The sequence below is a fragment of the Occallatibacter riparius genome (assembly GCF_025264625.1).
GTDB lineage: Bacteria > Acidobacteriota > Terriglobia > Terriglobales > Acidobacteriaceae > Telmatobacter > Telmatobacter riparius.
On record NZ_CP093313.1, the window covers coordinates 6,144,883 to 6,166,454 of the forward strand.

General features: G+C 61.7%; 24 protein-coding genes and 1 pseudogene. 17 read left to right on the top strand and 8 right to left on the bottom strand.

The genetic code is table 11. The features are described 5' to 3' along the window. Positions 1-156 precede the first annotated feature (156 nt). The 3 genes from nrdR to MOP44_RS25075 all read left to right on the top strand — a co-directional run bounded on the left by nrdR (position 157) and on the right by MOP44_RS25075 (position 2,378). Positions 157-633, top strand: coding sequence for a transcriptional regulator NrdR (gene nrdR, locus MOP44_RS25065; RefSeq protein ID WP_260793244.1), 477 nt, complete (start codon positions 157-159; stop codon positions 631-633). 123 nt (positions 634-756) lie between these two features. Further along, entirely contained in the window at positions 757-1,005 is a 249-nt protein-coding gene (locus MOP44_RS25070) for a hypothetical protein (RefSeq protein ID WP_260793246.1), read from the top strand. Positions 1,006-1,364: 359 nt separating this feature from the next. Next, positions 1,365-2,378 carry an isocitrate/isopropylmalate dehydrogenase family protein gene (locus MOP44_RS25075; RefSeq protein ID WP_260793248.1) on the top strand — a complete coding sequence of 338 codons (1,014 nt, stop codon included), beginning with the start codon at positions 1,365-1,367 and terminating at the stop codon, positions 2,376-2,378. A gap of 76 nt (positions 2,379-2,454) precedes the next feature. Here MOP44_RS25075 and MOP44_RS25080 read toward each other — a convergent pair whose 3' ends face one another. Then, the gene (locus MOP44_RS25080) at positions 2,455-3,483 is read right to left on the bottom strand and encodes a hypothetical protein (RefSeq protein WP_260793250.1); all 1,029 of its coding nucleotides are present in this window, start codon (positions 3,481-3,483) and stop codon (positions 2,455-2,457) included. Positions 3,484-3,691: 208 nt separating this feature from the next. Here MOP44_RS25080 and MOP44_RS25085 point away from each other — a divergent pair, with 208 nt between their 5' ends. Next, a complete protein-coding gene (locus MOP44_RS25085; protein ID WP_260793251.1) occupies positions 3,692-3,994 on the top strand; it encodes a YciI-like protein in 303 nt (100 codons plus the stop codon). Between the two features lie 23 nt (positions 3,995-4,017). After that, positions 4,018-4,539, top strand: coding sequence for a GNAT family N-acetyltransferase (locus MOP44_RS25090; protein ID WP_260793252.1), 522 nt, complete (start codon positions 4,018-4,020; stop codon positions 4,537-4,539). A gap of 28 nt (positions 4,540-4,567) precedes the next feature. On the opposite strand, the gene MOP44_RS25095 is transcribed toward MOP44_RS25090, so the two are convergent. Beyond that, on the bottom strand, positions 4,568-5,566 hold the full coding sequence (locus MOP44_RS25095) for a UbiA family prenyltransferase (protein WP_260793254.1): 999 nt from the start codon (positions 5,564-5,566) through the stop codon (positions 4,568-4,570). A gap of 363 nt (positions 5,567-5,929) precedes the next feature. On the opposite strand from MOP44_RS25095, the gene asd reads away from it, so the two are divergent. The 7 genes from asd to dapA all read left to right on the top strand — a co-directional run bounded on the left by asd (position 5,930) and on the right by dapA (position 11,634). Beyond that, the gene (gene asd, locus MOP44_RS25100; RefSeq protein ID WP_260793256.1) at positions 5,930-7,000 is read left to right on the top strand and encodes an aspartate-semialdehyde dehydrogenase; all 1,071 of its coding nucleotides are present in this window, start codon (positions 5,930-5,932) and stop codon (positions 6,998-7,000) included. Positions 7,001-7,117: 117 nt separating this feature from the next. After that, entirely contained in the window at positions 7,118-8,536 is a 1,419-nt protein-coding gene (lysC, locus tag MOP44_RS25105) for a lysine-sensitive aspartokinase 3 (RefSeq protein WP_260793257.1), read from the top strand. Between the two features lie 214 nt (positions 8,537-8,750). Continuing rightward, complete coding sequence (locus MOP44_RS25110; protein ID WP_260793259.1) at positions 8,751-9,284, top strand: DUF3237 domain-containing protein; 534 nt, start codon at positions 8,751-8,753, stop codon at positions 9,282-9,284. Positions 9,285-9,359: 75 nt separating this feature from the next. Continuing rightward, complete coding sequence (locus MOP44_RS25115) at positions 9,360-10,037, top strand: 4-hydroxy-tetrahydrodipicolinate reductase (protein WP_260793261.1); 678 nt, start codon at positions 9,360-9,362, stop codon at positions 10,035-10,037. 15 nt (positions 10,038-10,052) lie between these two features. Then, positions 10,053-10,370: a type II toxin-antitoxin system ParD family antitoxin gene (locus MOP44_RS25120; protein WP_260793262.1), complete on the top strand. Its 318-nt coding sequence runs from the start codon at positions 10,053-10,055 to the stop codon at positions 10,368-10,370. Beyond that, positions 10,367-10,669 (top strand): type II toxin-antitoxin system RelE/ParE family toxin, encoded by a 303-nt coding sequence (locus tag MOP44_RS25125; RefSeq protein ID WP_260793264.1) that lies wholly within the window; start codon positions 10,367-10,369, stop codon positions 10,667-10,669. The genes MOP44_RS25120 and MOP44_RS25125 overlap by 4 nt, the downstream gene beginning before the upstream one ends. A 41-nt stretch (positions 10,670-10,710) precedes the next feature. Continuing rightward, entirely contained in the window at positions 10,711-11,634 is a 924-nt protein-coding gene (dapA, locus tag MOP44_RS25130; protein WP_260793266.1) for a 4-hydroxy-tetrahydrodipicolinate synthase, read from the top strand. 226 nt (positions 11,635-11,860) lie between these two features. On the opposite strand, the gene MOP44_RS25135 is transcribed toward dapA, so the two are convergent. Beyond that, positions 11,861-12,139 carry a DUF2934 domain-containing protein gene (locus MOP44_RS25135; protein ID WP_260793268.1) on the bottom strand — a complete coding sequence of 93 codons (279 nt, stop codon included), beginning with the start codon at positions 12,137-12,139 and terminating at the stop codon, positions 11,861-11,863. Positions 12,140-12,574: 435 nt separating this feature from the next. Here MOP44_RS25135 and MOP44_RS25140 point away from each other — a divergent pair, with 435 nt between their 5' ends. From MOP44_RS25140 to MOP44_RS25155, 4 genes and pseudogenes are all read left to right on the top strand, one after another. Continuing rightward, positions 12,575-12,973 carry a YciI family protein gene (locus tag MOP44_RS25140; RefSeq protein WP_260793270.1) on the top strand — a complete coding sequence of 133 codons (399 nt, stop codon included), beginning with the start codon at positions 12,575-12,577 and terminating at the stop codon, positions 12,971-12,973. Between the two features lie 76 nt (positions 12,974-13,049). Next, positions 13,050-13,232 (top strand): annotated as a pseudogene (locus MOP44_RS25145) (hypothetical protein); the annotation flags it as partial. A 201-nt stretch (positions 13,233-13,433) separates the two neighbouring features. Continuing rightward, a complete protein-coding gene (locus MOP44_RS25150) occupies positions 13,434-14,318 on the top strand; it encodes an RNA polymerase sigma factor (RefSeq protein WP_260796728.1) in 885 nt (294 codons plus the stop codon). Between the two features lie 250 nt (positions 14,319-14,568). Beyond that, a complete protein-coding gene (locus MOP44_RS25155; RefSeq protein WP_260793272.1) occupies positions 14,569-16,896 on the top strand; it encodes a glycoside hydrolase family 3 C-terminal domain-containing protein in 2,328 nt (775 codons plus the stop codon). 40 nt (positions 16,897-16,936) lie between these two features. Here the strand turns inward: MOP44_RS25155 and MOP44_RS25160 are convergent, their stop codons facing one another. From MOP44_RS25160 to MOP44_RS25170, 3 genes are all read right to left on the bottom strand, one after another. Next, complete coding sequence (locus tag MOP44_RS25160; protein ID WP_260793273.1) at positions 16,937-17,548, bottom strand: DUF6966 domain-containing protein; 612 nt, start codon at positions 17,546-17,548, stop codon at positions 16,937-16,939. Between the two features lie 101 nt (positions 17,549-17,649). After that, positions 17,650-18,000 (bottom strand): type II toxin-antitoxin system PemK/MazF family toxin, encoded by a 351-nt coding sequence (locus MOP44_RS25165; RefSeq protein WP_260793275.1) that lies wholly within the window; start codon positions 17,998-18,000, stop codon positions 17,650-17,652. Next, a complete protein-coding gene (locus tag MOP44_RS25170; protein WP_260793277.1) occupies positions 17,994-18,242 on the bottom strand; it encodes an AbrB/MazE/SpoVT family DNA-binding domain-containing protein in 249 nt (82 codons plus the stop codon). The genes MOP44_RS25165 and MOP44_RS25170 overlap by 7 nt, the downstream gene beginning before the upstream one ends. 130 nt (positions 18,243-18,372) lie before the next feature. Between MOP44_RS25170 and MOP44_RS25175 the strand changes: the two genes are divergently transcribed. Further along, positions 18,373-18,783 (top strand): hypothetical protein, encoded by a 411-nt coding sequence (locus tag MOP44_RS25175; protein WP_260793279.1) that lies wholly within the window; start codon positions 18,373-18,375, stop codon positions 18,781-18,783. Positions 18,784-18,838: 55 nt separating this feature from the next. On the opposite strand, the gene MOP44_RS25180 is transcribed toward MOP44_RS25175, so the two are convergent. Beyond that, the gene (locus MOP44_RS25180) at positions 18,839-20,374 is read right to left on the bottom strand and encodes a lactonase family protein (RefSeq protein WP_260793281.1); all 1,536 of its coding nucleotides are present in this window, start codon (positions 20,372-20,374) and stop codon (positions 18,839-18,841) included. A 93-nt stretch (positions 20,375-20,467) separates the two neighbouring features. Further along, positions 20,468-21,376: a DMT family transporter gene (locus MOP44_RS25185; protein ID WP_260793282.1), complete on the bottom strand. Its 909-nt coding sequence runs from the start codon at positions 21,374-21,376 to the stop codon at positions 20,468-20,470. Positions 21,377-21,572: the final 196 nt, after the last annotated feature.

A 21,572-nucleotide genomic window follows, 5' to 3' on the forward strand; every position in this document is an offset into this window, starting at 1 on the left:
TCGCTAGCCACATCAAAACCAACTACGGGCCACCTACTCGCTCTCCCTGTGAGCACCTGTGGCCCGCACATCCCCACGGCGCCCTTCTGCACCCTCAAAAAATCACCTAAGCCGCTCATTTCGGAATACCTAATCCATCCCCTACAATCGAGACACATGAAATGTCCCTACTGCGGGTTCGCCCAGGATCGTGTCGTCGATTCGCGTGAAAGCAAAGAGGCCGACTCAATCCGCCGCCGCCGCGAGTGCGAAAAGTGCGAGCGGCGCTTCACCACCTATGAGCGGATCGACGAGATCCCCTACATGGTGGTGAAAAAGGACGGCCGCCGCGAGCGCTTCGACCGCCAGAAGATCCTCTCGGGCCTGCTCCGCGCCTGCGAAAAGCGCCCCGTCTCCTCCACCCAGCTTGAGAAAGTCGTCGACGCTACCGAGCAGTACGTCATGGACGCCCAGGAGCGCGAGCGCTCCACCCGCGAGATCGGCGAGCTCATCATGGACCACCTCAAGGGCCTCGACACCGTCGCCTACATCCGCTTCGCCAGCGTCTACCGCGACTTCAAAGACGTCCGCGAATTCAAGGAAGAGCTCGAAGGCCTTCTGGAAGGCAATCGCTCCAGCAAAGGGAAAAAGTAGCTATCCCAACTCCGGTGCTGTGTCATCCTGACGACCCGAAGCGAAGCGCAGGTGAGGAAGGATCTGCGGTTGCTTCGGGAAGTCAAAGATTGCCACAATCCTTCAAGAGTTAGGTGCGAAACCATGAGCATCGACCCGAAGAAACTGGCGGTTGAATACTATTTCGGCGATCTCCAGTATTGGAAGCTTCCCGCTATTGCCGCCGATGCGCTCGAAGAGGGCTACGATGGGCCAGCACTGAGGAGCCTCGGAGGGCTAGCGTCCCTGAGCACCGGTGAAATCCGCGCCGAAGATGTTCAGCCTGGCGAGATCGATTCCGCCTTTCGTGAAATGGGAGTTGATGCTCCCATCTCCAAGCAGAGGGCGGAATGATCTTGGCGACGGAATGTGTGACGAACGCGATCGACGGGCACTCGAACGTCTTTGATGCAGCTACACACATTCGCATCCACTTGTGCGAATTGGCAGAACCCCCAATCCCTTTGAGGCGCATTGTCGAGTTATCTAAGGAGGCTCGAAATGCCCCAAGGGTCGAATGGAGCCGCATTGAGACGGGCCTCAGAGCCGCGTTTTTGGACTTTTTGCGCTACAGAGACGCTACCAGCCGGTTAGCTGCTCTCGGCGGCAGCGATCCAACAGCGGAGGCCGCACCGAGGCGTAGGCCAGAGAAGTGATCACCCAACCGCGCCGCGATACCCTAGAAGCTAGGAGCTAGCAGCTAGAAGCCAACCATGTCCGAAACCAAGACCCACAAAATAACGTTAATCCCCGGCGACGGCATCGGCCCCGAAGTCACCCAGGCCGTAGTCCGCATCCTTGAAGCCACCGGCGTTAAATTCGACTGGGAGCAGTTTGCCGCGGGCGCTGAAGCCTTCGAGATCTTCGGCGAATACATCCCGCAGGCGCTCTACGACTCCATCGAGCGCAACAAGGTCGCTCTCAAAGGTCCCGTCACCACCCCCATCGGAGGCGGCTTCAAGAGCATCAACGTCACGCTGCGCAAGAAGTTCGACCTCTTCGCGAACTTCCGCCCCATCAAGCTCCTCCCTGGCCTCAACTCGCACTGGCCAGGCGTCGACCTCATCATCGTCCGCGAAAACACTGAGGGCGAGTACGTCGGCTTGGAGCACGAGGTGGTCCCCGGCGTGGTCGAATCCATCAAGGTCATCACCGAGAAGGGCTCCACCCGCATCGCCCGTTTTGCGTTTGAATACGCCCGCAAGCATGGCCGCAAGAAGATCCACTCCATTCACAAGGCCAACATCATGAAGCTCTCCGACGGCCTCTTCCTGCGCTGCGCGCGCAAGGTCTCCGAGGAGTTCCACGACATCCAGTACGGCGAGCACATCATCGACAACACCTGCATGCAGCTCGTCATGAATCCGTATCAGTACGACACGCTGTTGCTCGAAAACCTCTACGGCGACATCGTCAGCGATCTCTGCGCGGCCTTCGTCGGCGGACTCGGCCTGGTGCCCGGCGCCAACCTCGGACACGACTGCGCCATCTTCGAAGCAGTGCACGGCTCGGCTCCGGACATCGCCGGCAAAGACATCGCCAACCCCACCGCCCTGCTGCAATCGGCCATCCTCATGCTCCGTCATTTAGACGAAGAAGCGGCGGCCGACAAGGTGCAGAAGGCGCTCGAAACCGTCTACTCCGAAAAGAAGTGCCTCACCCGCGATGTGGGCGGCACCTGCGGCACCACCACGTTCGCCGACGCCGTGTTGCAGGCGATGGCCTGAACTCCTAATCCGCCCAAAAGAAAATCGCCGGAGCCTCAAGAGCTCCGGCGATTCCGTTTTCAGCCTGTCCGCGTGTCTAGTACGAAAGCACGCATCCACCGGCGTTGCTGTTGAAGGCGTTGCTCCACAGCGACTGCACCGGGAAGCTGCTGCCGTTGGGGAACGTCACCTTTGCAGAAGCGCCCTGCCCCGACGAGATCCACGCGCACTTGTCGCCGTTCTCTGAGCCGCCCGAATCCAGCCAGCCGCCGTTCGGGAACTGGTCGGTCTCGGTCTCGGCCATCTCGTGCCCGCCCACGATCGTGATGCCGGCATTGGCGCCGAGCCCGTTAAAGTTGGCTCCGCAGCTAGCACCGCCGTCCGTCATATACGGCAGATTCGTGTACGCGATGTTGCCGTAGTTCGAACTGGTTGAGCTGTGCCATGCGCACCACTGCACTGCAAAGCCGGACATGCTGTTGCCGTGCGAAGTCGCAATCACGTACTGCACTGTCTGATTGCTCGTCGACGACGTATTGCCGAAGTGCGCCGCGGCATTCACCGCCTCGGCCGCGAGCTGTGACTGCGTGGGTTTCGAGGGAGCCGCGGTCGTGTTATCCGCCCAGACCCCGGCCAACATGCCCGACGGGTTTCCCGCGTGCTGACCGCTGCTGCCGCAGGTGATTGTGCCACTGGCTACGCCCTGGCAATACTGGGTCACGCTGTTGTTCCACGAGCTGCCACCAACGCCCGTGTAGAAGTTCTGCAGGATCTGCGCCTCGCCGCTCGGATCATTGTTCGTCCATTGCGATCCCCACAGCACCAGGTAAACCTTCGGCGCTGTCTCCACGCCAATGCCACCCACGCCGCCGTGGTAAGAGAGGTTGTTGCTTCCGCCGCCGCAGTTATGGTGGCAGGCTTGCCCGTGAGATTCTTTGCGGAACTTGTCCATTGCTTCCACAGTTGGATGAATGGTGACAGGCCGCTGGCCCTGCTCCAGGATGACGGAGCCACCCGGATTCACATTCGACGACCGACCCTGAGCGTTAAGGTATGCGAGGGGAGTTGCGATAAAGCAGCCCAAAAGAGGCAGCACCACCCTCGGAGCAAATAGATACTTACTCATTCTGAAGACCTCCAAGTGTCTTTTGTTGAATTGAGGAAGTTGCCTGTGCCGGGCCGTTCAGTGTCAAAATGCCATCTGCCGTGCCCCGTTCCCGGCACAGAGTAAATTGGACCGAAGCTAATACAGGTTTGCGATCACAGTCAAGTGACGAAAGTCGGCTGCACCCGGCCGGTTGCACACTGGCGGCCAGAGGGTCTATTCAAACGATATGCACTATCTGCTCTTCTATGAACTGAGCCCGGACTACCTCGAGCGGCGCGGCGAGTTCCGCAGCGCGCATCTGGCCAAGGCATGGTTGTCCAGCGACCACGGCGAGCTCGTCCTGGGCGGCGCACTCGCCAATCCCGTCGACGGCGCCATCCTGCTCTTCCGCGGCGATTCCCCCGCAGTTGCAGAAGAATTCGCCAAATCCGACCCCTACGTGCTCAACGGCCTGGTCAAGCGCTGGTATGTCCGCGAGTGGACCACCGTCGCCGGAAAAACGGCTTCCGTCCCCGTCTGGCCAAACTGATGCATGAGCCGCAATCGCGGACAGTGGCGGCTATTGAAGTCGTGCCCGCCGCCTTGTGCGACCAGCCGGTGCTGGCGGACTTGCTCGCTTCCTATGCCACAGAGTTCAGCGAGTTTCACGCGGTCAGATTTCAAGCAGATGGCACGTTTGTCTATCCCGGTCTGGCGGATTATTGGCACAAGCCGGACCGGTTTCCATTCCTCATTCGTATCGAAAGAGAAACAGCCGGATTCGTCCTAGTCACGCGCCTCGACTCCTTGCCGGGCCGAGAGCCCGTCTTCGATGTGGCCGAGTTCTTCGTGACGCGCGCCTTTCGTCGGCGCGGCGCCGGAACCACTGCCGCGCATGACGTTTGGAGCCGATTCCCTGCTCTCTGGCAGGTGCGCGTGCTGCAAACTAACCGATTGGCCTCTCGCTTCTGGGAAAACGCGATCGGCCGGTTCATGGGAAATCCCTGCCAGCCTGAGTCACTCCACATTGGTAACGAGGCTTGGCATCGATTCGCCTTCGATACCCGGTCCGCACCGCAGAAGACGCCCTTTTAAAGAGCTCCCATGGCCAAAACTCCGAGAATCAATGCCCCAACGCGCTCGGCAAAGTAGGAGAGAGAATCTGCGCCAGCCGTGGAATATCGAAGTACAGAAGCGCGATAATCGCGCACGAAAGCGCGCTGATCTCAACCATCAGCAGCGGCTGCCGATAAAGCTTCTCCGGATTCTGTACCGCGCTGTGCGGCTCAAATGCCATCTTGAAATAGGTCGACATGATCAGCGCCACCAGCGGGAACACCAGGATCAGCTCGATCCGGTACCGCATGATGAACGCACCAAAAAACAGCATCGCCGCCGCCGCATAGAACGTCACCGAACTCAATAGCGAAACCTGCGTGTAGTGCCGGAACGACTTCCGATATGCGCCCGCAACCTCAGCGTCGCCAATCTCGCGGAACTCACTGAATCGTTTCAGCGCCATCAGATAACATCCCGCCATCCAGTAGCAGAGCAGCAGCGACGCAGGCGGCACCAGCGTCGACGTCACCATGAACCAGCCCAGCAACAACCGCAGCGGATTGTTCACCGATTCGGTCAGCACATCCAGGTAAACCTTGTCCTTCGTCCGTGCCGGAGGAATGTTGTAAACGCAGCCCATGATCCACAGGGCCGCGGCCGTCCATGCAAACGGAGCGGAGATCGTGAACGCCAGCGCCATTCCCACCAGCATCATCACAACCCACTGCACATACGCGGCCGGCACGTTCACCAGGCCTAGCGCAGCCGGCCTCGATTTCTTCACCGGATGCAGCCTGTCGAACGGCGCATCAAGCACCTCGTTCACCACGTAATTGCTGCACGCAATCAACGTTGTGGCCACAAAGCCCACTGCGATATTCCGCCCCAGCGTCCATGACAGCGCCGACGAACGCAGCACGCTAAGCGGCACCACAATTCCCGGGATCACAAAGATGTTCTTCATCGAGTGATCCAGCCGCATGATCTGCGCGTGCGCCGCCAGTCGAGCCGCAAGAGTGGGACGGGCAACGGGTACGCGGGAAATGGCGTCTGGAATGGGCATCTACTCTGCTTGGCGGCGAACCACCGAATTATAAGAGGACGGTCTAGGAAGGCTACGGAAAAACTTCCCAAATGCCTCGGTCTTGAAAGGGCACGGCTTTAGCCGTGCCGCTACATACTCCAAAGGGAGCGCGGCTTTAGCCGCTGAGGGATGGATTTGCAACTGCAATATCATTAACTCTGAATTCCGCAGCCTCTGAAAAATCACCTTCCGTACATCGATCATACCGTTACGCTTGAGACTCTGGCTCGCCCAGTTGAATGAGTCGCCCTGCCATTTCCCTTGCCGTGCGAAATCCCCTCGCCAAGGCTTCCCAGGCTGCTCGAACCCGCTTTCCTGTACACTGAAATGTCTACATCCATCATGCGAAACAAATATCCAATTGGCATTCTTGGGGCCACCGGAATGGTGGGCCAGCGCTACATTCAGCTACTTGAAGACCACCCCTGGTTCGAGGTGGCGTGGCTTGCAGCCAGCGACCGCTCCAGCGGCAAACCCTACGGCGAAGCCGCCAAATGGCGTCTCGATACCCCCCTGCCCGAGCGCATCGCCAAAATGACCGTCTCCCCGGCCGACCCCGACGGGGCACCCAAGATCATCTTCTCCAGCATCGATGCGCCCATCGCCCGCGACCTCGAGCCCAAGTTCGCCGATGCCGGCTGCGCCGTTCTGTCGAACTCAAGCGCATTCCGTATGACTCCGAACGTGCCCCTGGTCATTCCCGAGGTCAACGCCGAACACCTCCATCTGATCGAGGAGCAGCCCTCGCGTAAAGCTTCCGGTGGCTATATGGTCACCAATCCCAACTGCTCCACCATCGGCCTGGTCATGGCGCTCAAGCCTCTTGAAGAGCGCTTCGGCATCGAGAAAATCTTCGTGACCACCATGCAGGCCGTCAGCGGTGCCGGCTACCCAGGCGTGGCCTCCATGGACATCCTCGACAACGTCGTGCCCTACATCGGCAGCGAAGAAGAGAAGATGGAAGCCGAGACCTTGAAGCTCCTCGGCAAGCTCGAAGGCCACGGCGTGACTCCGCTCGCCGCCGGCATTACCGCGCACTGCAACCGCGTGCCGGTAATCGACGGACACACGGAATGCGTTTCGATCCAGTTCAAGCGCAAGGCCACGGCCGAAGAGATCCTGGCAGCCTGGGATGAGTACAAGCCACTCGCCGGCAAAGACCTGCCCTTCGCGCCCAAGCAGCCCGTGCAGTTCTCCGCCCTGCCCGATCGCCCGCAACCGCGTCTCGACCGGAATCGCGAAAAAGGCATGGCCGTCACCGTGGGCCGTCTGCGTCCCTGCAATCTGCTGGACTGGAAGTTCGTGCTGCTTTCGCACAACACCGTACGCGGCGCCGCCGGCGCAACCATACTGAATGCGGAACTGCTGGCAAGCCTCGGCAAGCTCGAGACGCTCGCGGCCGCGCACGCATAAAGCGCGCCGGAGGCGCAGAGGTTGTTAGCCCCGCGTTTTAACGTGGGGTGAGGGGTACACAAATCGATTGCAGAGTCCCGTAGGGACGACGCAAGAACATCGCAGGTCGGGAAACGCATGAGTCTTGTGGTCATGAAGTTCGGCGGCACGTCGGTCGAAGATCCGGCCGCGATTAATCGCACCGCCACCATTGTTGCCGGACGCGTCGCCGCAGGCAAGCACCCGGTTGTTGTCGTCAGCGCCATGGCGCGCGTCACTGACCAGCTTCTCCGCTGTGCCGCCGCCGCCTCTCAGGGCGACCGCACCGGCGCGCTTGCAATCAGCTCGCGCCTCCGCTCGCGCCATCGCGACACTGCCGCCGCGCTCCTGAAGGACCCCAAGCAATCCGCCGAGCTCGTCAACTGGGTCGATCAGAAATTCGATCAGCTCGACGAAGTCCTCCGCGGCCTGGCTGCCATCCTCGAGCTCACCCCCCGCATCTCCGACCTCATCGTCAGCTACGGCGAGCGCCTCTCCAGCCGCATGATCGCTCATGCCTTTTGTGAGCGCGGCATCGACGCCGCACCGCTCGATTCGCGCGAAGTCGTCATCACCGACTCGCAATACCAGAAAGCCATCCCCATCGATGCCATCATCGAGATGCGCGCGGCCGAAAAGATCCGCCCCCTCATCGACTCCGGCAAGGTCCCCGTCATGGGCGGCTTCATCGGCGCCAACGAGGCCGGCATCACCACCACCCTCGGCCGCGGCGGCTCCGACTTCACCGGAGCCCTCATCGGCGGAGCCATGCATGCCGATGCCATCGAGATCTGGACTGACGTCGACGGCATCATGACCAGCGATCCGCGCGTCTGCCCTGACGCCCTGCGCGTCAAAGTCATCAGCTTTGAAGAAGCCGCCGAGCTCGCCTACTTCGGCGCCAAGGTTCTGCACCCGGCCACCATCCTGCCCGCCGTCAAAAAGAACATCCCGGTGCTCGTGCTCAACAGCAAGAACCCCACGAACGAGGGCACCCGCATCATCTCGCTCGCGCCGCACTGCAAGAGCCCCTTCAAGTCCATCGCGGTCAAAAAGAAGCTCTCCATCATCGATGTCGTCGCCAGCCGCATGCTGATGACCCACGGATACCTCCGCGAGATCTTCACCATCTTCGACAAGCACCAGACCGCGGTCGACATGGTCTCCACCAGCGAAGTCTCCGTCTCACTCACCGTCGACTCCACCGACAAGCTGCCCGCCATCGCCGCCGACCTCAGCAAGCTGGCCGACGTGAAATATGAAGGCAAGAAGGCGCTCATCTGCCTCGTCGGCGAAGACATTCGCGGCCAGAACGGCATGGCGGCGCAGGTCTTCAACGCCGTGCGCCACATCAACGTGCGCATGATCTCCCAGGGCGCCAGCGAAATCAACATGAGCTTCATGATCGACGAGGAAGACGCCGACGAAGCCGTGCGCAGCCTTCACGCCGCCTTCTTCCAGGATCCGGACCCCGCCGTCTTCGACGTCGAAGCGCGCAAGCCAGCCCTCACCTCCTAACCTCCCTATGACACTGTCATCCTGAGCGAAGCGCAACGCAGTGGAGCGGAGTCGAAGGATCTGCGGTTGTTCTTGCATTTGCTTTTCTGGTCTGTCATTCCCGTAGGGAATCTGCTTGTCGCATTGCGGGTTCCCCCACAGATTTGTCATCCTGAGCGAAGCGAAGGACCCGCTTTTGATCCGGGTTGCACGCAGTAGGTAGGAGCAAGAGAAGATGCCTTTCCGCCCGATCCCAACAATCCTGCTCCTCGCCGCACTCCTCGCCCCATCCCTCCGCGCCCAAGCCCCGGCCCGCGCCGCCCCCACACTCGAATTCGTTTACGAAGAGACCGTCACCCTCGGCCCCGCGCAGCCGGTGGGCGACACCCCGCAGGGCCATCGCAACATCGTCCCCATCACCGGCGGAACCTTCCAGGGCCCTCGCCTCAAAGGCAAAATCCTCCCCGGCGGCTGGGACTGGCAACTAGCGTCCCCGGGCGGCTGCTTCACCATCCACGCCGACTACATGATCCAGACCGACGACGGCGTCATCATCAACGTTCGCAACGCTGGAACCCAGTGCAAGAGCAGCGACGGTAAAGACGGCGCTCTCCTCACATCGCCCGCCTTTGAAGCCCCCAAGGGAAAGTATGATTGGCTCAACGGCGGCGTCTACGTCGGAACGCTCGAAGTCACCCCGTCGAACGGCACACCAGCCGTGCACATTCGCTTCTACAAAGCACAAGCAGCAGCGCCAACCCACCCCTGACAACCGAACCCAACGCGCTCGCTTACCGCGTTTTAAGCTAGTAGCTAGCAGCTAGAAGCCAGGAGCTAAAGAAGAATGCTCTTTCTCGTACTCGGCAAAGGCAAGACCGGTTCGCTCGTAGCGGAGATCGCACACGAGCGCGGCCACGGCGTACGCGCCCTCGACATCAATGAGAATCGCGGCGCATCGGCCCTCACCGCTCCCACCCTCGCAGGCGTCGACACCGTCATCGACTTCACCAGCGCCGAGGCCGCCGTCCAAAACATGCGCGCCGTCCTCGCCCTCGGCTCCCGCATCGTCGTCGGCACCACCGGCTGGTACGCTCATCTGGACGAGATGAGGTCCAAAGCGCAGAAGCGCGGAGCGCTGCTCTACGGCACCAACTTCTCCATCGGCGTGCAGAAGCTCTTCCGCCTCACCGCCGAGCTCGCCCGCCTCGACGGCTACCAGTTCTCCATCTCGGAGACGCACCACAACACCAAGCTCGACGCCCCCTCCGGCACCGCCCTCACATTGCAGGAGATCATCCACGCCGCCCGCCCCGGCTCTTACGTCCCCATCACCTCGCATCGCGTCGGCGACGCCAAGGGCGAGCACATCGTCACCGCCAACAGCGACATCGACGTCCTCGAACTCCGCCACGACGCCGCCAGCCGCCGCGGCTTCGCCTTAGGCGCAGTCCGCGCCGCCGAGTGGCTAGCTAAACAGCAGCCCGGCGCCTATGACTTCCGCGACATCTTCGACCAGCTTTAGCGGTAATAACAAACTTTGACAAATTCTGTTATCGAGTCCAGCATGTTCCTTGAGGAGATCTTCCCCATGAACGTGTCGCTTACCCCTGAACTCGAAAAGTTCGTCGCCGACAAGGTTGCCACCGGCCGTTACACCTCCGCCAGCGAAGTCGTGCGCGAAGCCCTCCGCCTGCTCGAACGCGAAGAGAAGTCTCGCGAAGAGCACATTGCCGACTTTGATCGAGAACTCGACGCGCGCGTCGCGGCGCTTGACCGAGGAGAACGCGTCTCGAAAGAAGAGTTCCTCCGTGAGATGGAGCAACTCCTGGGCCGAAGAAAGAAGCGCATTGCGTGAACGAGTATTCGCTGACTGAGTCGGCCAAAGCCGAAATTCGGGAGATCTGGGAATACATCGCTCACGACGACGAAGACGCTGCGGATCACTGGGTCATTCGAATCATAGAAGCACTGGATCTGCTCGCGCGCAATCCGCGCATTGGGCATTCGCGCCGAGATCTCACCAGCCGCCCCTTTCTCTTCTGGCCAGTTGGGAAATATTTGATCGTCTATCGTCCGGTTGGCGAAGACATTGAAGTCATTGCCATCACCGAGGGCTCTCGCGACGTGCGGAACTACTTGCGCATGCGTTCATAAGTCACAATCCACACGCGCCCGCCGTTATAAACTGTCTTGTCATGCAAACAACTGGTTGTGGCACCGCGATCGTCACGCCCTTCCGCGCCGACGGGGCGATCGATGAGCAGGCGCTCTGGGCGCTCGTCAATTGGCAGGTCGAATCCGGCATCGACTTCATCGTCGCGTGTGGCTCCACCGGAGAAGCCGCCACCCTCGAAGAAGACGAGTGGCTCAGCGTCATCCGCATCGTCATCGAAGCCGCCGCGGGTCGCGTTCCCGTCTGGGCTGGATGCACCCACAACTCCACCCGCACCCTGCTCCGCCTAGCCGCGCAGCTCCGCCAGGTCAAAGGCGTCAGCGCCGTTCTCTCCGCGAACCCCTACTACAACAAGCCCACGCAGGAAGGCCAGTACCAGCACTTCCTCGCGCTCGCCAAAGCCGTAGCGCCGCTGCCGGTCTGCCTTTACAACGTGCCGGGGCGCACCGCCGCCAACCTCGAGCCCGAGACCGTCATTCGCCTGATTGAATCCGCCCCCAACATCCAGGCCATCAAAGAGGCCTCCGGCAAGCTCCCGCAGATCGCCGCCATTGTCCACGGCGCGCCGCGCTCCTTCAAAGTCTTCTCCGGCGACGACAATATGGCGCTCGCCGCCATCGCCTCCGGTGCGCAGGGCCTCATCAGCGTCGCCTCAAACGAGATGCCCGCCGAAGTCAGCCAGATGATCCGCGCCGCCCTCGATAACCGCTGGGACGAGGCGCGCGACATCGAGCGCCGCTCCATGCGCCTCTTTGAAGCCAATTTCTGGGAGTCAAACCCCTCGCCCGTGAAGACGGTCCTCAGCCTCATGGGCAAATGCAGCGACGCGGTCCGCCTTCCGCTGGTCCCCCCCAGCGCCACCACCCGCGCCAGACTCGAGCGCCTGGCCGGCGAGATGGGCCTGCTCAAGTTCGCCCCCGTTGAAGGCGACCTGCGCATGTACTGACCGGCACGCTCGTTGGGATTGGGTAGGTCAGGGCTTCAGCCCTGACACTCCGTGCAGGGAAGAGAGACGGGGGCTTTAGCCCCTGCGGACCGAATGCACAACTCCGCGCATGCCTGCGATCGCTCGCAAACAAGCTTTTCAGGATTTCACCGGAAAAATGCCGGCGCGGGCGCACCAAACCCCCAGCTATTCCCGCGCGCGCAAAATCAGCTTGAAAAATGAGAGCTTACGAGGCCTTGCCGCGCAGCTCCTGCTCTGCCCGGAACCAGTCTTCCATGTGGTATCCGTGGTTTCCGCCGCGCTCCTGCCAGTACTTGTGCGCCAGCTTCGCAACCTCGTCGTGAGTTGCCGAGCGCTGCGGCATCACGTGCACATTATCCGTAACGGGATTGGCCGTCTCGCCCTCCGCGCTCTTCTTCGCCGCTGTTTTCCGCGGCTTGGCTGCTGCTTTAGGCTTATCCGCGCTCGCGGTCTTCGTGGTCCTCTTTTTAGGTGTATCCGTCATTCCTAGTCCTCCAGGAGGGTATTTGCAGCTTTCGAAAGTGCCCTTGCCAGGAGCCCAGACCGCCGTTCGTCGATTGTCGCGATGGCTCTGGCCGGGCGGGGTCTGCTACCCCTATCGAAATCTGCCATTGGGGCCAAACGAACGGGCCGTCCCTCCTAGGATACCGAAAACTGGCTGTCCTCCATACCCCATTGCGAGCCGGGCACCCGGGCGGTAACCTGTCTTTTTTGAGGGAGAGAACGCCCGTCTCCATTTCAATTCAATGACTTAACGGTAAGATTCGTCTTAGAGAGCACGCCTGACTGTACAGGCAACCCGACCAGCACCCCGGCTCGAAAAACTTCCTGTCAGTCCATGTCGATTGCAGCCCTCTCCGCCCGTCATGGGAGTAAAGGCGCTTGAAACGCCTACAATCCCAAACAACGAGGTTTCCCCATGCAATATCTCCTCATGCTTTACTCCGACGAATCCGCCTGGGCCGCCATGTCCCCTGAGCAGCAGCAACAGGGCTACGCAGCCTACCGCGCCTACCGCGATGCGCTCGAGTCGTCCGGAGTTCTGGTCGGCTCCAACCGCCTGCGCCCCGCCACCACCGCAACCACCATCCGCACCACCAACAACAAGCTCCAGGTCCTCGATGGCCCCTTCATCGACTCCAAAGAGTCCCTCGGCGGCTACTTCCTCATCGAGGCCCCCGATCTCGACGCCGCCCTCTCCTGGGCCGCCAAGTGCCCCGGCGCCCACCACGGCTCCATTGAAGTGCGCGCCATCTGGCCGACCGAAACGCCCCAGGTGTACTCTGGCGCTCACGAGGCGACAGTCGCCACTCGATAAATCCCAGCGATCAGGTGGCAGCCCATCCAGCCCCAGGCCACCTGATCACCTGACCACCTGACCACCTGACGAGTCCATGACTCCCGAGACCGCCCACGTCTACCAAACTGCCGAAGCCGCCGCCCGCCACAGCTACAGCAAACTGGTAGCGTGGCTCGCCGCCCGCTCGGGCAACGTAGCCGCGGCAGAAGACGCGCTCTCCGAAGCCTTCGCCTCCGCGCTCCAGACGTGGCCCACGCAGGGCTGCCCGCAAAACCCCGATGCCTGGCTGCTCACCGTCGCCCGTCGCAAGCTCATCGATCAAACTCGCCGTCAACAGCCCGAAGCCGGCCCGGACGAGCTCGACACCATCGCCGCCTCCCTCGACGAAGCCGCCTCCGGCGCGATCCCCGATCGCCGCCTCGGCCTGCTCTTTGCCTGTGCCCACCCGGCCATCGAAGCCTCCATCCGCGCGCCGCTCATGCTCCAGGTAGTCCTCGGCCTTGAAGCCGCGCAGATCGCATCGGCCTTCCTCATGTCGCCCGCCGCCATGAGCCAGCGCCTGGTCCGCGCCAAAACCAAAATCCGGCAGGCCGGAATTCCCTTCCACATCCCCGAACGGGAGCAGATGCCCGAGCGCCTCGAAGCCGTCCTCGACGCCATCTACGCCGCCTTCTCCGAGGGCTGGCAGGACCCAGCCGGAACCGACCCCGCGCGCCGCGAACTCGCCGAAGAAGCCATCTACCTCTGCCGCATCGTCACGGACCTGCTGCCTTCCGAACCCGAAGCCTTCGGCCTCCTCGCCCTCATGCTCTACGCCGAAGCCCGCCGCGCCGCCCGCCGCAATCCCGCCGGCGAGTTCGTCCCCCTCCGCGACCAGAACACCGCCCTCTGGGACACGCGCATGATCGACCACGCCGAGGCCGCCCTCCTCCACGCCAGCCGCTCCGGCCGCATCGGTCGCTACCAGCTTGAGGCGGCCATCCAGTCGGCGCATGTCGAGCGTCATCGCACCGGCGTCACCAACTGGCCCGCCATCCTCACCCTCTACAACGCGCTCTTCGCTATCACCGGCTCGCCGGTTGCCGCGCTCAACCGCGCCCTCGCCCTCGCTGAAGTCGCCATCGGCCCCGAAACCGGCCCCCAGGCCGCACTCCACACCCTTGACGACCTCGCCGCCGACCCCCGCCTTCTCGATTACCAGCCCTACTGGGCCGCCCGCGCCGACCTGCTCGCCCGCACCGGCCACCCCTCCGAAGCCACCCAGGCCTTCGAGCGCGCCATCGCCCTCGAACACGACCCCGCCGTCCGCAGCTTCCTCGACCGCCGTCGCGCCGCTGTCAGCTTGGTGGCCACGACCGACTAGTTCGATTCCGGCCCTCGACGGACCTGAGCTCTCCCGTGCTCCATCCTGTCACCTCGCCGGGGGGCCCATCGACAGGTCTTCGTCGATGGATGGTTGCGGGCGACAGGGCGGAAACCACTGAAGCCCACCCAGCGAGAATGGCGGCGAAGCCGCAGTGGCCGCACCGCAGGTGCATTTGCGGCCCCCCAAGCACATCGTCTACGATTGCCCCAGTTTGGTGGCCCACCTTCCGCATGCACGGAGCCTGCCCATGACAAGGTCCACGCTGTCCTGTTTTGCCTTTTTTGGCCTGCTCGTTTCATCCCCGCTCTTCTCGCAGGCCCCCCAGCCCACTCCGGCTCTTCCGCCCACCACGCAGACCGCGCCACCTCAGGCCCAGGCCCCCCCACCCCCTCCCGTCCCGCCCGACGCCCCCTACAAAAACGCCGCCCTCCCCGTCGAGCAGCGCGTTTCCGATCTGCTCTCCCGCATGACCCTCGACGAGAAAATCTCCATGCTCGCCGGCTCCGGTTGGATGGAATCCATGCCCGTCGCGCGCCTCGGCATCCCCGCCATCAAAATGGCCGACGGCCCCATGGGCGTTCGCTCCTGGCTCGGCAGCTCCGCTATGACCTCCGCGTCCAACGCGCCCACCAAGATTGAATCCACCTCCTTCCCCTCCGGCGTCTGCATGGGCGCCACCTGGGACGCCCCCCTCGTCCAGAAGGAAGGCCAGGCCATCGCCCAGGAGACCAAAGCCCTCGGCCGCGACATGATCCTCGGCCCCACCGTCAACATCAACCGCCAGCCGCTCTGGGGACGCAACTTCGAAGGCTACGGCGAGGACCCCTATCTCTCCGGCAAGCTCGGCGTCGCCTACATCCGCGGCGTGCAGGGCGAAGGCGTCATCCCCAGCCTCAAGCACTTCGTCGCCAATAACGAGGAGTTCGAGCGCCACCGCATCAACGAAACCATCAGCGAGCGCGCCCTCCACGAAATCTACCTGCCCGCCTTCAAAGCTGGAGTGCAGCAGGGCGGCGTCTGGAACGTCATGTCCGCCTACCAGCTCGTCAACGGCGCGCACATGGCCGAAAACATTCCGCTCGTTCGCGATGTCCTTCAGCGCGAGTTCGGTTTCCAGGGCTTCGTCATCTCCGACTGGGGCTCCACCTACTCCACCGCGCCCACCGTCAACGCCGGCATGTCGCTCGAAATGCCCGGCGGCGAGCCAGCCAAGGCCATGATGGCCCGTCCGCAGACCCTGACCAACGGCAACAGCGACCTCTGGCTCGTACCCGACAAAGTCAAAGCCGAGCTCACCGCTGGCCACATCACTGAGGCGCAGATCAACGACAACGTCACCCGCATGCTCCGCGTCATCTTCGTCAGCGGCCTCTTCGACCACCCCCACCCCGGCGGCGGTGAAGTCGACACACCCGAGCAGCGCGCGATCGCCCTTCAAGGGGCAACAGAAGGCATCGTCCTCCTTAAGAACGACGCCAACCTGCTCCCCCTCGACACCACCAAGATCCACTCCATCGCCGTCATCGGCCCCAACGCCGCCGTCGCCCGCACCGGCGGTGGAGGCTCCTCGCTCGTCCGTCCCAAACAGGCCGTAGCCCCGCTCGACGGCATCAAGGAGAAGGCCGGCAGCGCCACGGTCACTTACGCCCTCGGCGTCGGCATGGACGGCGAAGATCCCACCCACGACACCCCAGAAGCCCGCGCCAAAGATCTCGCCCAGGCCGCCGAAGCCGCCTCCCACGCTGACGTCGCCATCGTCGTCGTCGGCCGCTACAATAAGAACGAAGGCGAAGGCTTTGACGTCGCCACAATGGATCTGCCCGCCGGACAGAACGCCCTCATTGAAGCCGTCGAGAAGGCCAATCCCCACACCATCGTCGTGCTCAACACCGGCAACCCCGTCACCATGAGCTGGCTCGACAAAACACCCGCCCTGCTCGACATGTGGTACGGCGGCCAGGAAGGCGGCAACGCCCTCGCCGCGGTCCTCTTCGGCGAAGCCAATCCCTCCGGCAAGCTGCCCGTCTCACTCCCCAAGCGCTACGAGGACAACCCCACCTACGGCCACTACCCCGGCGAGAATCTCCAGGTCGCCTACGACGAAGGCATCTACGTCGGCTACCGCTACTATGACAGCAAGAAGGTCGAGCCCGCCTTCCCCTTCGGCTACGGCCTCAGCTACACAACCTTCCAGTACGACAACATGGGCGCGGTCCCCCACCTCACCAGCACGAGCTCAGGCCGCACCCTCAATGTGGTCGTTGACGTCAGCATCCAGAACACCGGCACCCGCGCCGGAGCTGAAGTCGTCCAGCTCTATGTAAAGGAGAACAAGCCCAAGATCGACCGCCCCACGCACGAGCTCAAAGGCTTCCAGCGCGTCATGCTCCAGCCCGGCGAAACCAAGTGGGCCCACTTCCGCCTCGACCGCTCCGCCTTCTCCTACTGGGACCCCGCCACCAAATCCTGGACCACCGACCCCGGCGACTACGAAATCCAGATTGCCGCATCCTCCCGCGACATCCGCCAGAAGAAGGTCATCACCATCCCCGCCACCTGGCTCCGCGAACACTGACTACAGCAGCTGAGCGCATTGAGGCATCAGAGGGCAGTTTTCACAGTTTTGGCTTTTCCTCGGCGATCATCGAAACCCTGAAAACGGAGTCGAGCTCTGTCCTCAAGACCTGCAAACGCTCATTAGCTTCCCTCGCTCGGTCACCGAAGATTCGAACGTCCAACTGAAAATCCGAGAAGCTCCCCATTCCTCCGAAGATCATGCGATGTAGTTCTTGGCGATGCTGCGCCGTAAGTTCCTTCGATTCGCTTTCAAACATTTCTGCGTATCGCATTAGGATCCTGCACCATCCTGTTACATAATCTGGCTCCTGGCATTGCCCTTCAGGGTCAGAGCTGAAACCACGTGGCTCAATTGGAGCGATGCTTACCCCCGCCACTTGACTCCCTCGCGGTTGAAGGTGCTCCGCCACAGCCTTCCAAAACGCTGCCTCGTCACTTTTCCCCTCAGAGAGGGCTTCCGCTGCCAGATTCGCTGCATACCGGCAGGCGTTCCGGCCGTGACGGTTCACGAGTTCAAAGGCCGTCCGTCCGACTTCGATGAAGTCCGGCTTGGAATGCACACGGTGAGAGCGATCTTCCAGAGCCGCGTACGATTCCAGCTCGTGCGCGATCCGCGCGAGTAAGAGTGCGATTTTGTAGTCGTTTAGCACGGGCTCAGAATACGAAGGCGAGATGCAAACCTATATCCAAGAGGTATGGCTCGGCAATAGCTCTAGGCGAGCGACCGAAATATGGCCTTCTCGTCGCCCAATCACGGCTTCACAGGAATCGCCAGCAACACCGCAACATACTGCCGTACTTTGGTTAGCATTGCCGGCGCCACCTTCGAGTGGAAGTCCGCGTGACGCCCGGCCCAATCCAGGCTCTTGAGCTGGTCGGCCAGCACCGCGCCCTCAACTCCACCCACATTGATCGGCAGAGCGAACGGATATGGCTTGCGCTTACTAGTCAGCGGGCACACAACGGCGAGCCCACTCGCCCGGTTATACCGCACATCCGTAAGCACCAGCGCCGGACGCCGCTTCGCCTGTTCGCGCCCAACCTGAGGATCGAAGTCCAGCATCACGATGTCGCCGGCGTCAGGAACATACGGCTTCACCACTCCACCGCTTCCTTGCCGAACTCCGGACCGGTGCCGATCTCCTCATAGCGATTCTCTGGAGTAATCTGCGCAACCAGTTGGGCGAGGGTCGGGATCTTCCCGCCGCGATGCAGTTGCAGAGAGCCCTGCCCAGAGACCTCGATCTCTATTGGATCACCCTCGCTCAAACTCGCCTGCTCGGCAATCGGCTTAGGAATCCGTACCGCCAGGCTGTTCCCCCACTTCAGAATCTGTGCGCGCATCGCCAATACCTCCCGGCCGCTGTTTTCCCGCCTGTAGATACATCGTATCATCGCAGGTCGCTTGGATAATGAACCGATCTGCGGCTGCTTCCGAGCAAGGCCAGAGACCGCGATATGATTGCCCTGCACTATGACTCGATTCACCACTACACCCCTGCTCGCGCTCCTGGCTCTCGCACTCACTCCAGCGTGCAAGCCTCAGAATCCCAGCGCGCAACCCGAAATCATCGGCACGTGGCGCGGAAACTCCGAATGCACCTTCAAAAACAGTCCCTGCCGCGACGAAACCAACATCTATCGCTTCACCGCAATCGCCGCCCGCCCGGGCTGGTTCTCCGGCGACGGCAGCAAGCTGGTAAAGGACAAAGAAGTATCGATGGGGCCGTTGGTTTTCCGATACGACGCGAGCACCCACATCCTCCAGAGCAACACACCCAACGGAGTGTTCCGCTTCGTCATCCACGACGACAAGATGGTGGGCACCCTCTCGCTCCCCGACTCCACCATCTACCGCCGAATCCACCTGACCAAGGTGAAGTGATATTCATCGCGCGAAGGTGCGAATACGAAGTCGACCCCGCCTAGTTTTGCGCGACTCAATTCGCCATCGGCGTCACCACCGATACCGACGCCGCATGCGGCACCGCATACGGTGACCCCGGCGCCGATTCTACTCCGGAAGGCTTGAGCAAGTACACCAGCAGTCGATCCCCCAGAACCGCATAGATACGCTCCCCGTCCCATGCGATGCTGCCGAACTGCGGCCCCGAACAATCGCTGCTCGTGCACGAGCTCCCGCCGCTGATCTTCCCCATTGGAGTGAGAACGCTATTCTCCCCGTCCCACGCGAACAGTTGTATCTCTGCGCCGTCATTGGCTTCGAAGTATTTCCCGTCCGGTGAAAACCCGAACGTGACCCCGTTTTGAGTCACCGGAAATCCATTGTTCGCCATGTTCTTCCACGTGCTGTTTGTGCTGAGTGTGCCGGCATCATCAACCGTGTAGATCGCGAATTGCCAAGGCCCGCTTGGATCGCAGAATGGCCCTCCACAGTCTGTATAGGGCCGCACCTGAATCACAATGTGATTCGAACGATCCGCCGCAACACCCTGCGGGCAGTAATGACTGCCGACAGCAGGCTCAGGAAAAAGTCCAGATCCGACGTACTTCAGCGCACCATTGTCCTCTCTCTTGAACTCCGAGATCTGTGGCCCCACCCGGTAATAACAGGTGGCGCTCACCGCGTATCGGTCGTTCGATGCAATCGTAAGCGGGTACTCGCTAGCCGGGTTGGTCGCCGTGGCATTGATCGGTGCGACCTGTCCGGTATTCCCATCGAAACTGAAGCTGGCGTAATAGCCCTCCTCCGAAGGAACGAACACACTGCTGTAAAGATCCTCGTACTTCGGATCGAAGAACAAAGACGTCGGGCCGGAATAGATCGGTTGCCCCGCAATCCCGGTGCCCGCCGGTTGGCCCGCCACCAGCGAGCTTACCTCGCTGATGCAGCCATCCGAATGAATCGCATACGAGTAGATCTTGTAGCTATCCGCTCCGAACAGGTTCGATCCCCTGCCCACAGTGCCCAGCGGAGCCACTCCCTCCGTAGCGAACTGAGAGCCTGGAACCGCCGTCAACGAACTATCCTCGCCGACGGCAAACCCATAGATCTGGTAATTGGTGTCCTGTTGATCGCCGGTAGAGACATAAACGAACGAAGCGACTCCATTCGATCGTCCACTGTTGCACGCAGAGCCTCCCCCGCCGGGATCTACCGGCGCGGGATTCACGACGAGAGAAACCGTCGCAGTTACAGTCCTGTAGTCCGCCGCGTCCGTCGGAGTAAAGATAGTCGAGATCGTCTGGGTTCCGGCACTCAGCACCGTCCCGGCGGCCGGCGAATATGCGAACGTCCCCGCCACGTCGGCGCTCGCATTCAACTGCGCAGAAGTGAGCGGCGCGGGGTTAGTGATCGCCGCTGGCGTCGCCCACGTGATCACCGGCGTCTTTTTCTCGGGGATCGGACTCGAGCCACCACCCTGATTCGAACCGAGAGTTACGCTTGAGCAGGAAGTCAGGAGGGAAAGAGCTACAGCGGAAGACAGCACAAGAGCTACCGACCCAATGCGCATGTTGTTCCCCAGGAATGCGTAGACTCAACGCCAGCTACTTAGATGTCTCGCATTGTGCAATGGTGGTTTCCCGACGCAGTTCCTTCAGGAAACCTACACCGGATGCTCAAACACCCCATCCGCCTTGGCCCCGCTCCGCGCCGCCAGCCACGCAATATAGAGTCCTGAGCTCACAATCAGCACACTCCCCGCCACCATCCACACCGTCGGCAGCTCCCGCCACAGCGCATACGACATCACCGCCCCCGTCAGCAACTGCGTGTAGTGATACTGCGACACATTCGACGCCGACGTATGCTTCACCGCCGTATAGAAACACAGCGTCCCTGCCGCGCAGAACACGCCCATCATCACCAGTTGCGCCAGCAGCCGCCCGCCAATCGGCTCAGCATGCACCAGCATCGCAATCCCGCCGCTCACCGTCATGATCATGCCCGAAAAAAACGCCAGGCTCTCCGGTGACTCGGTCTGCGTCAGCACCCGCGACCACACCATGTTCACGCTGAAGCACGCCACGCACGTCATGCACGCCGCATATCCGATCCAGTCCCCTGGTGCATTCCCGCCCCACGGATCGAGCGCCACCACCACCCCCGCAAACCCGGCCACAATCGCAAAGATCTTGCGCGGCTCCCGATTCTCCCCCAGCACAATCACCGCCAGAAACGTAATCACCATCGGCGACGTGAACACCAGAATGTAGAACAGCGTCAGCGACACATGCCGCAGCGCAATCACCACGCAGAGATTGTTCACCAGGTCCAGGCACGACCGCACCAACTGCCGCTTCGGCTGCCTCGGCCGCAGAGTCTTCAAGTTCCCGTGCAGCCCCGCCCACGCCGCCAGCGTCAGGCACATCACCACGCCCAGAAAGAACAAAATCTCCAGCGGCGAAAGACGTGACCTCCCCACCACCTTCATCGTGGTGTCCGTCAGCACCCAGAAGGTGAACCCGGCAATCGCCAGCCCAATCGCCTCAATATGCGACTTGCGATCGCTCACGCACCCATCCGCTCATTTGGCGTCGAATCCGCACACTCTGTGCTCGCCACAAATCTCCGCATACCTAGAGCCTAACAATCGAGGGCTTCTGCTTTTGCCTTTGCTTTTCTTTCTGTCATTCCCACAGGGAATCTGCTGTTCGCCCGGCGCGTTCCACCACAAAGCTCTCGTGCCCCATCCTGTCGACTTTTTCTGT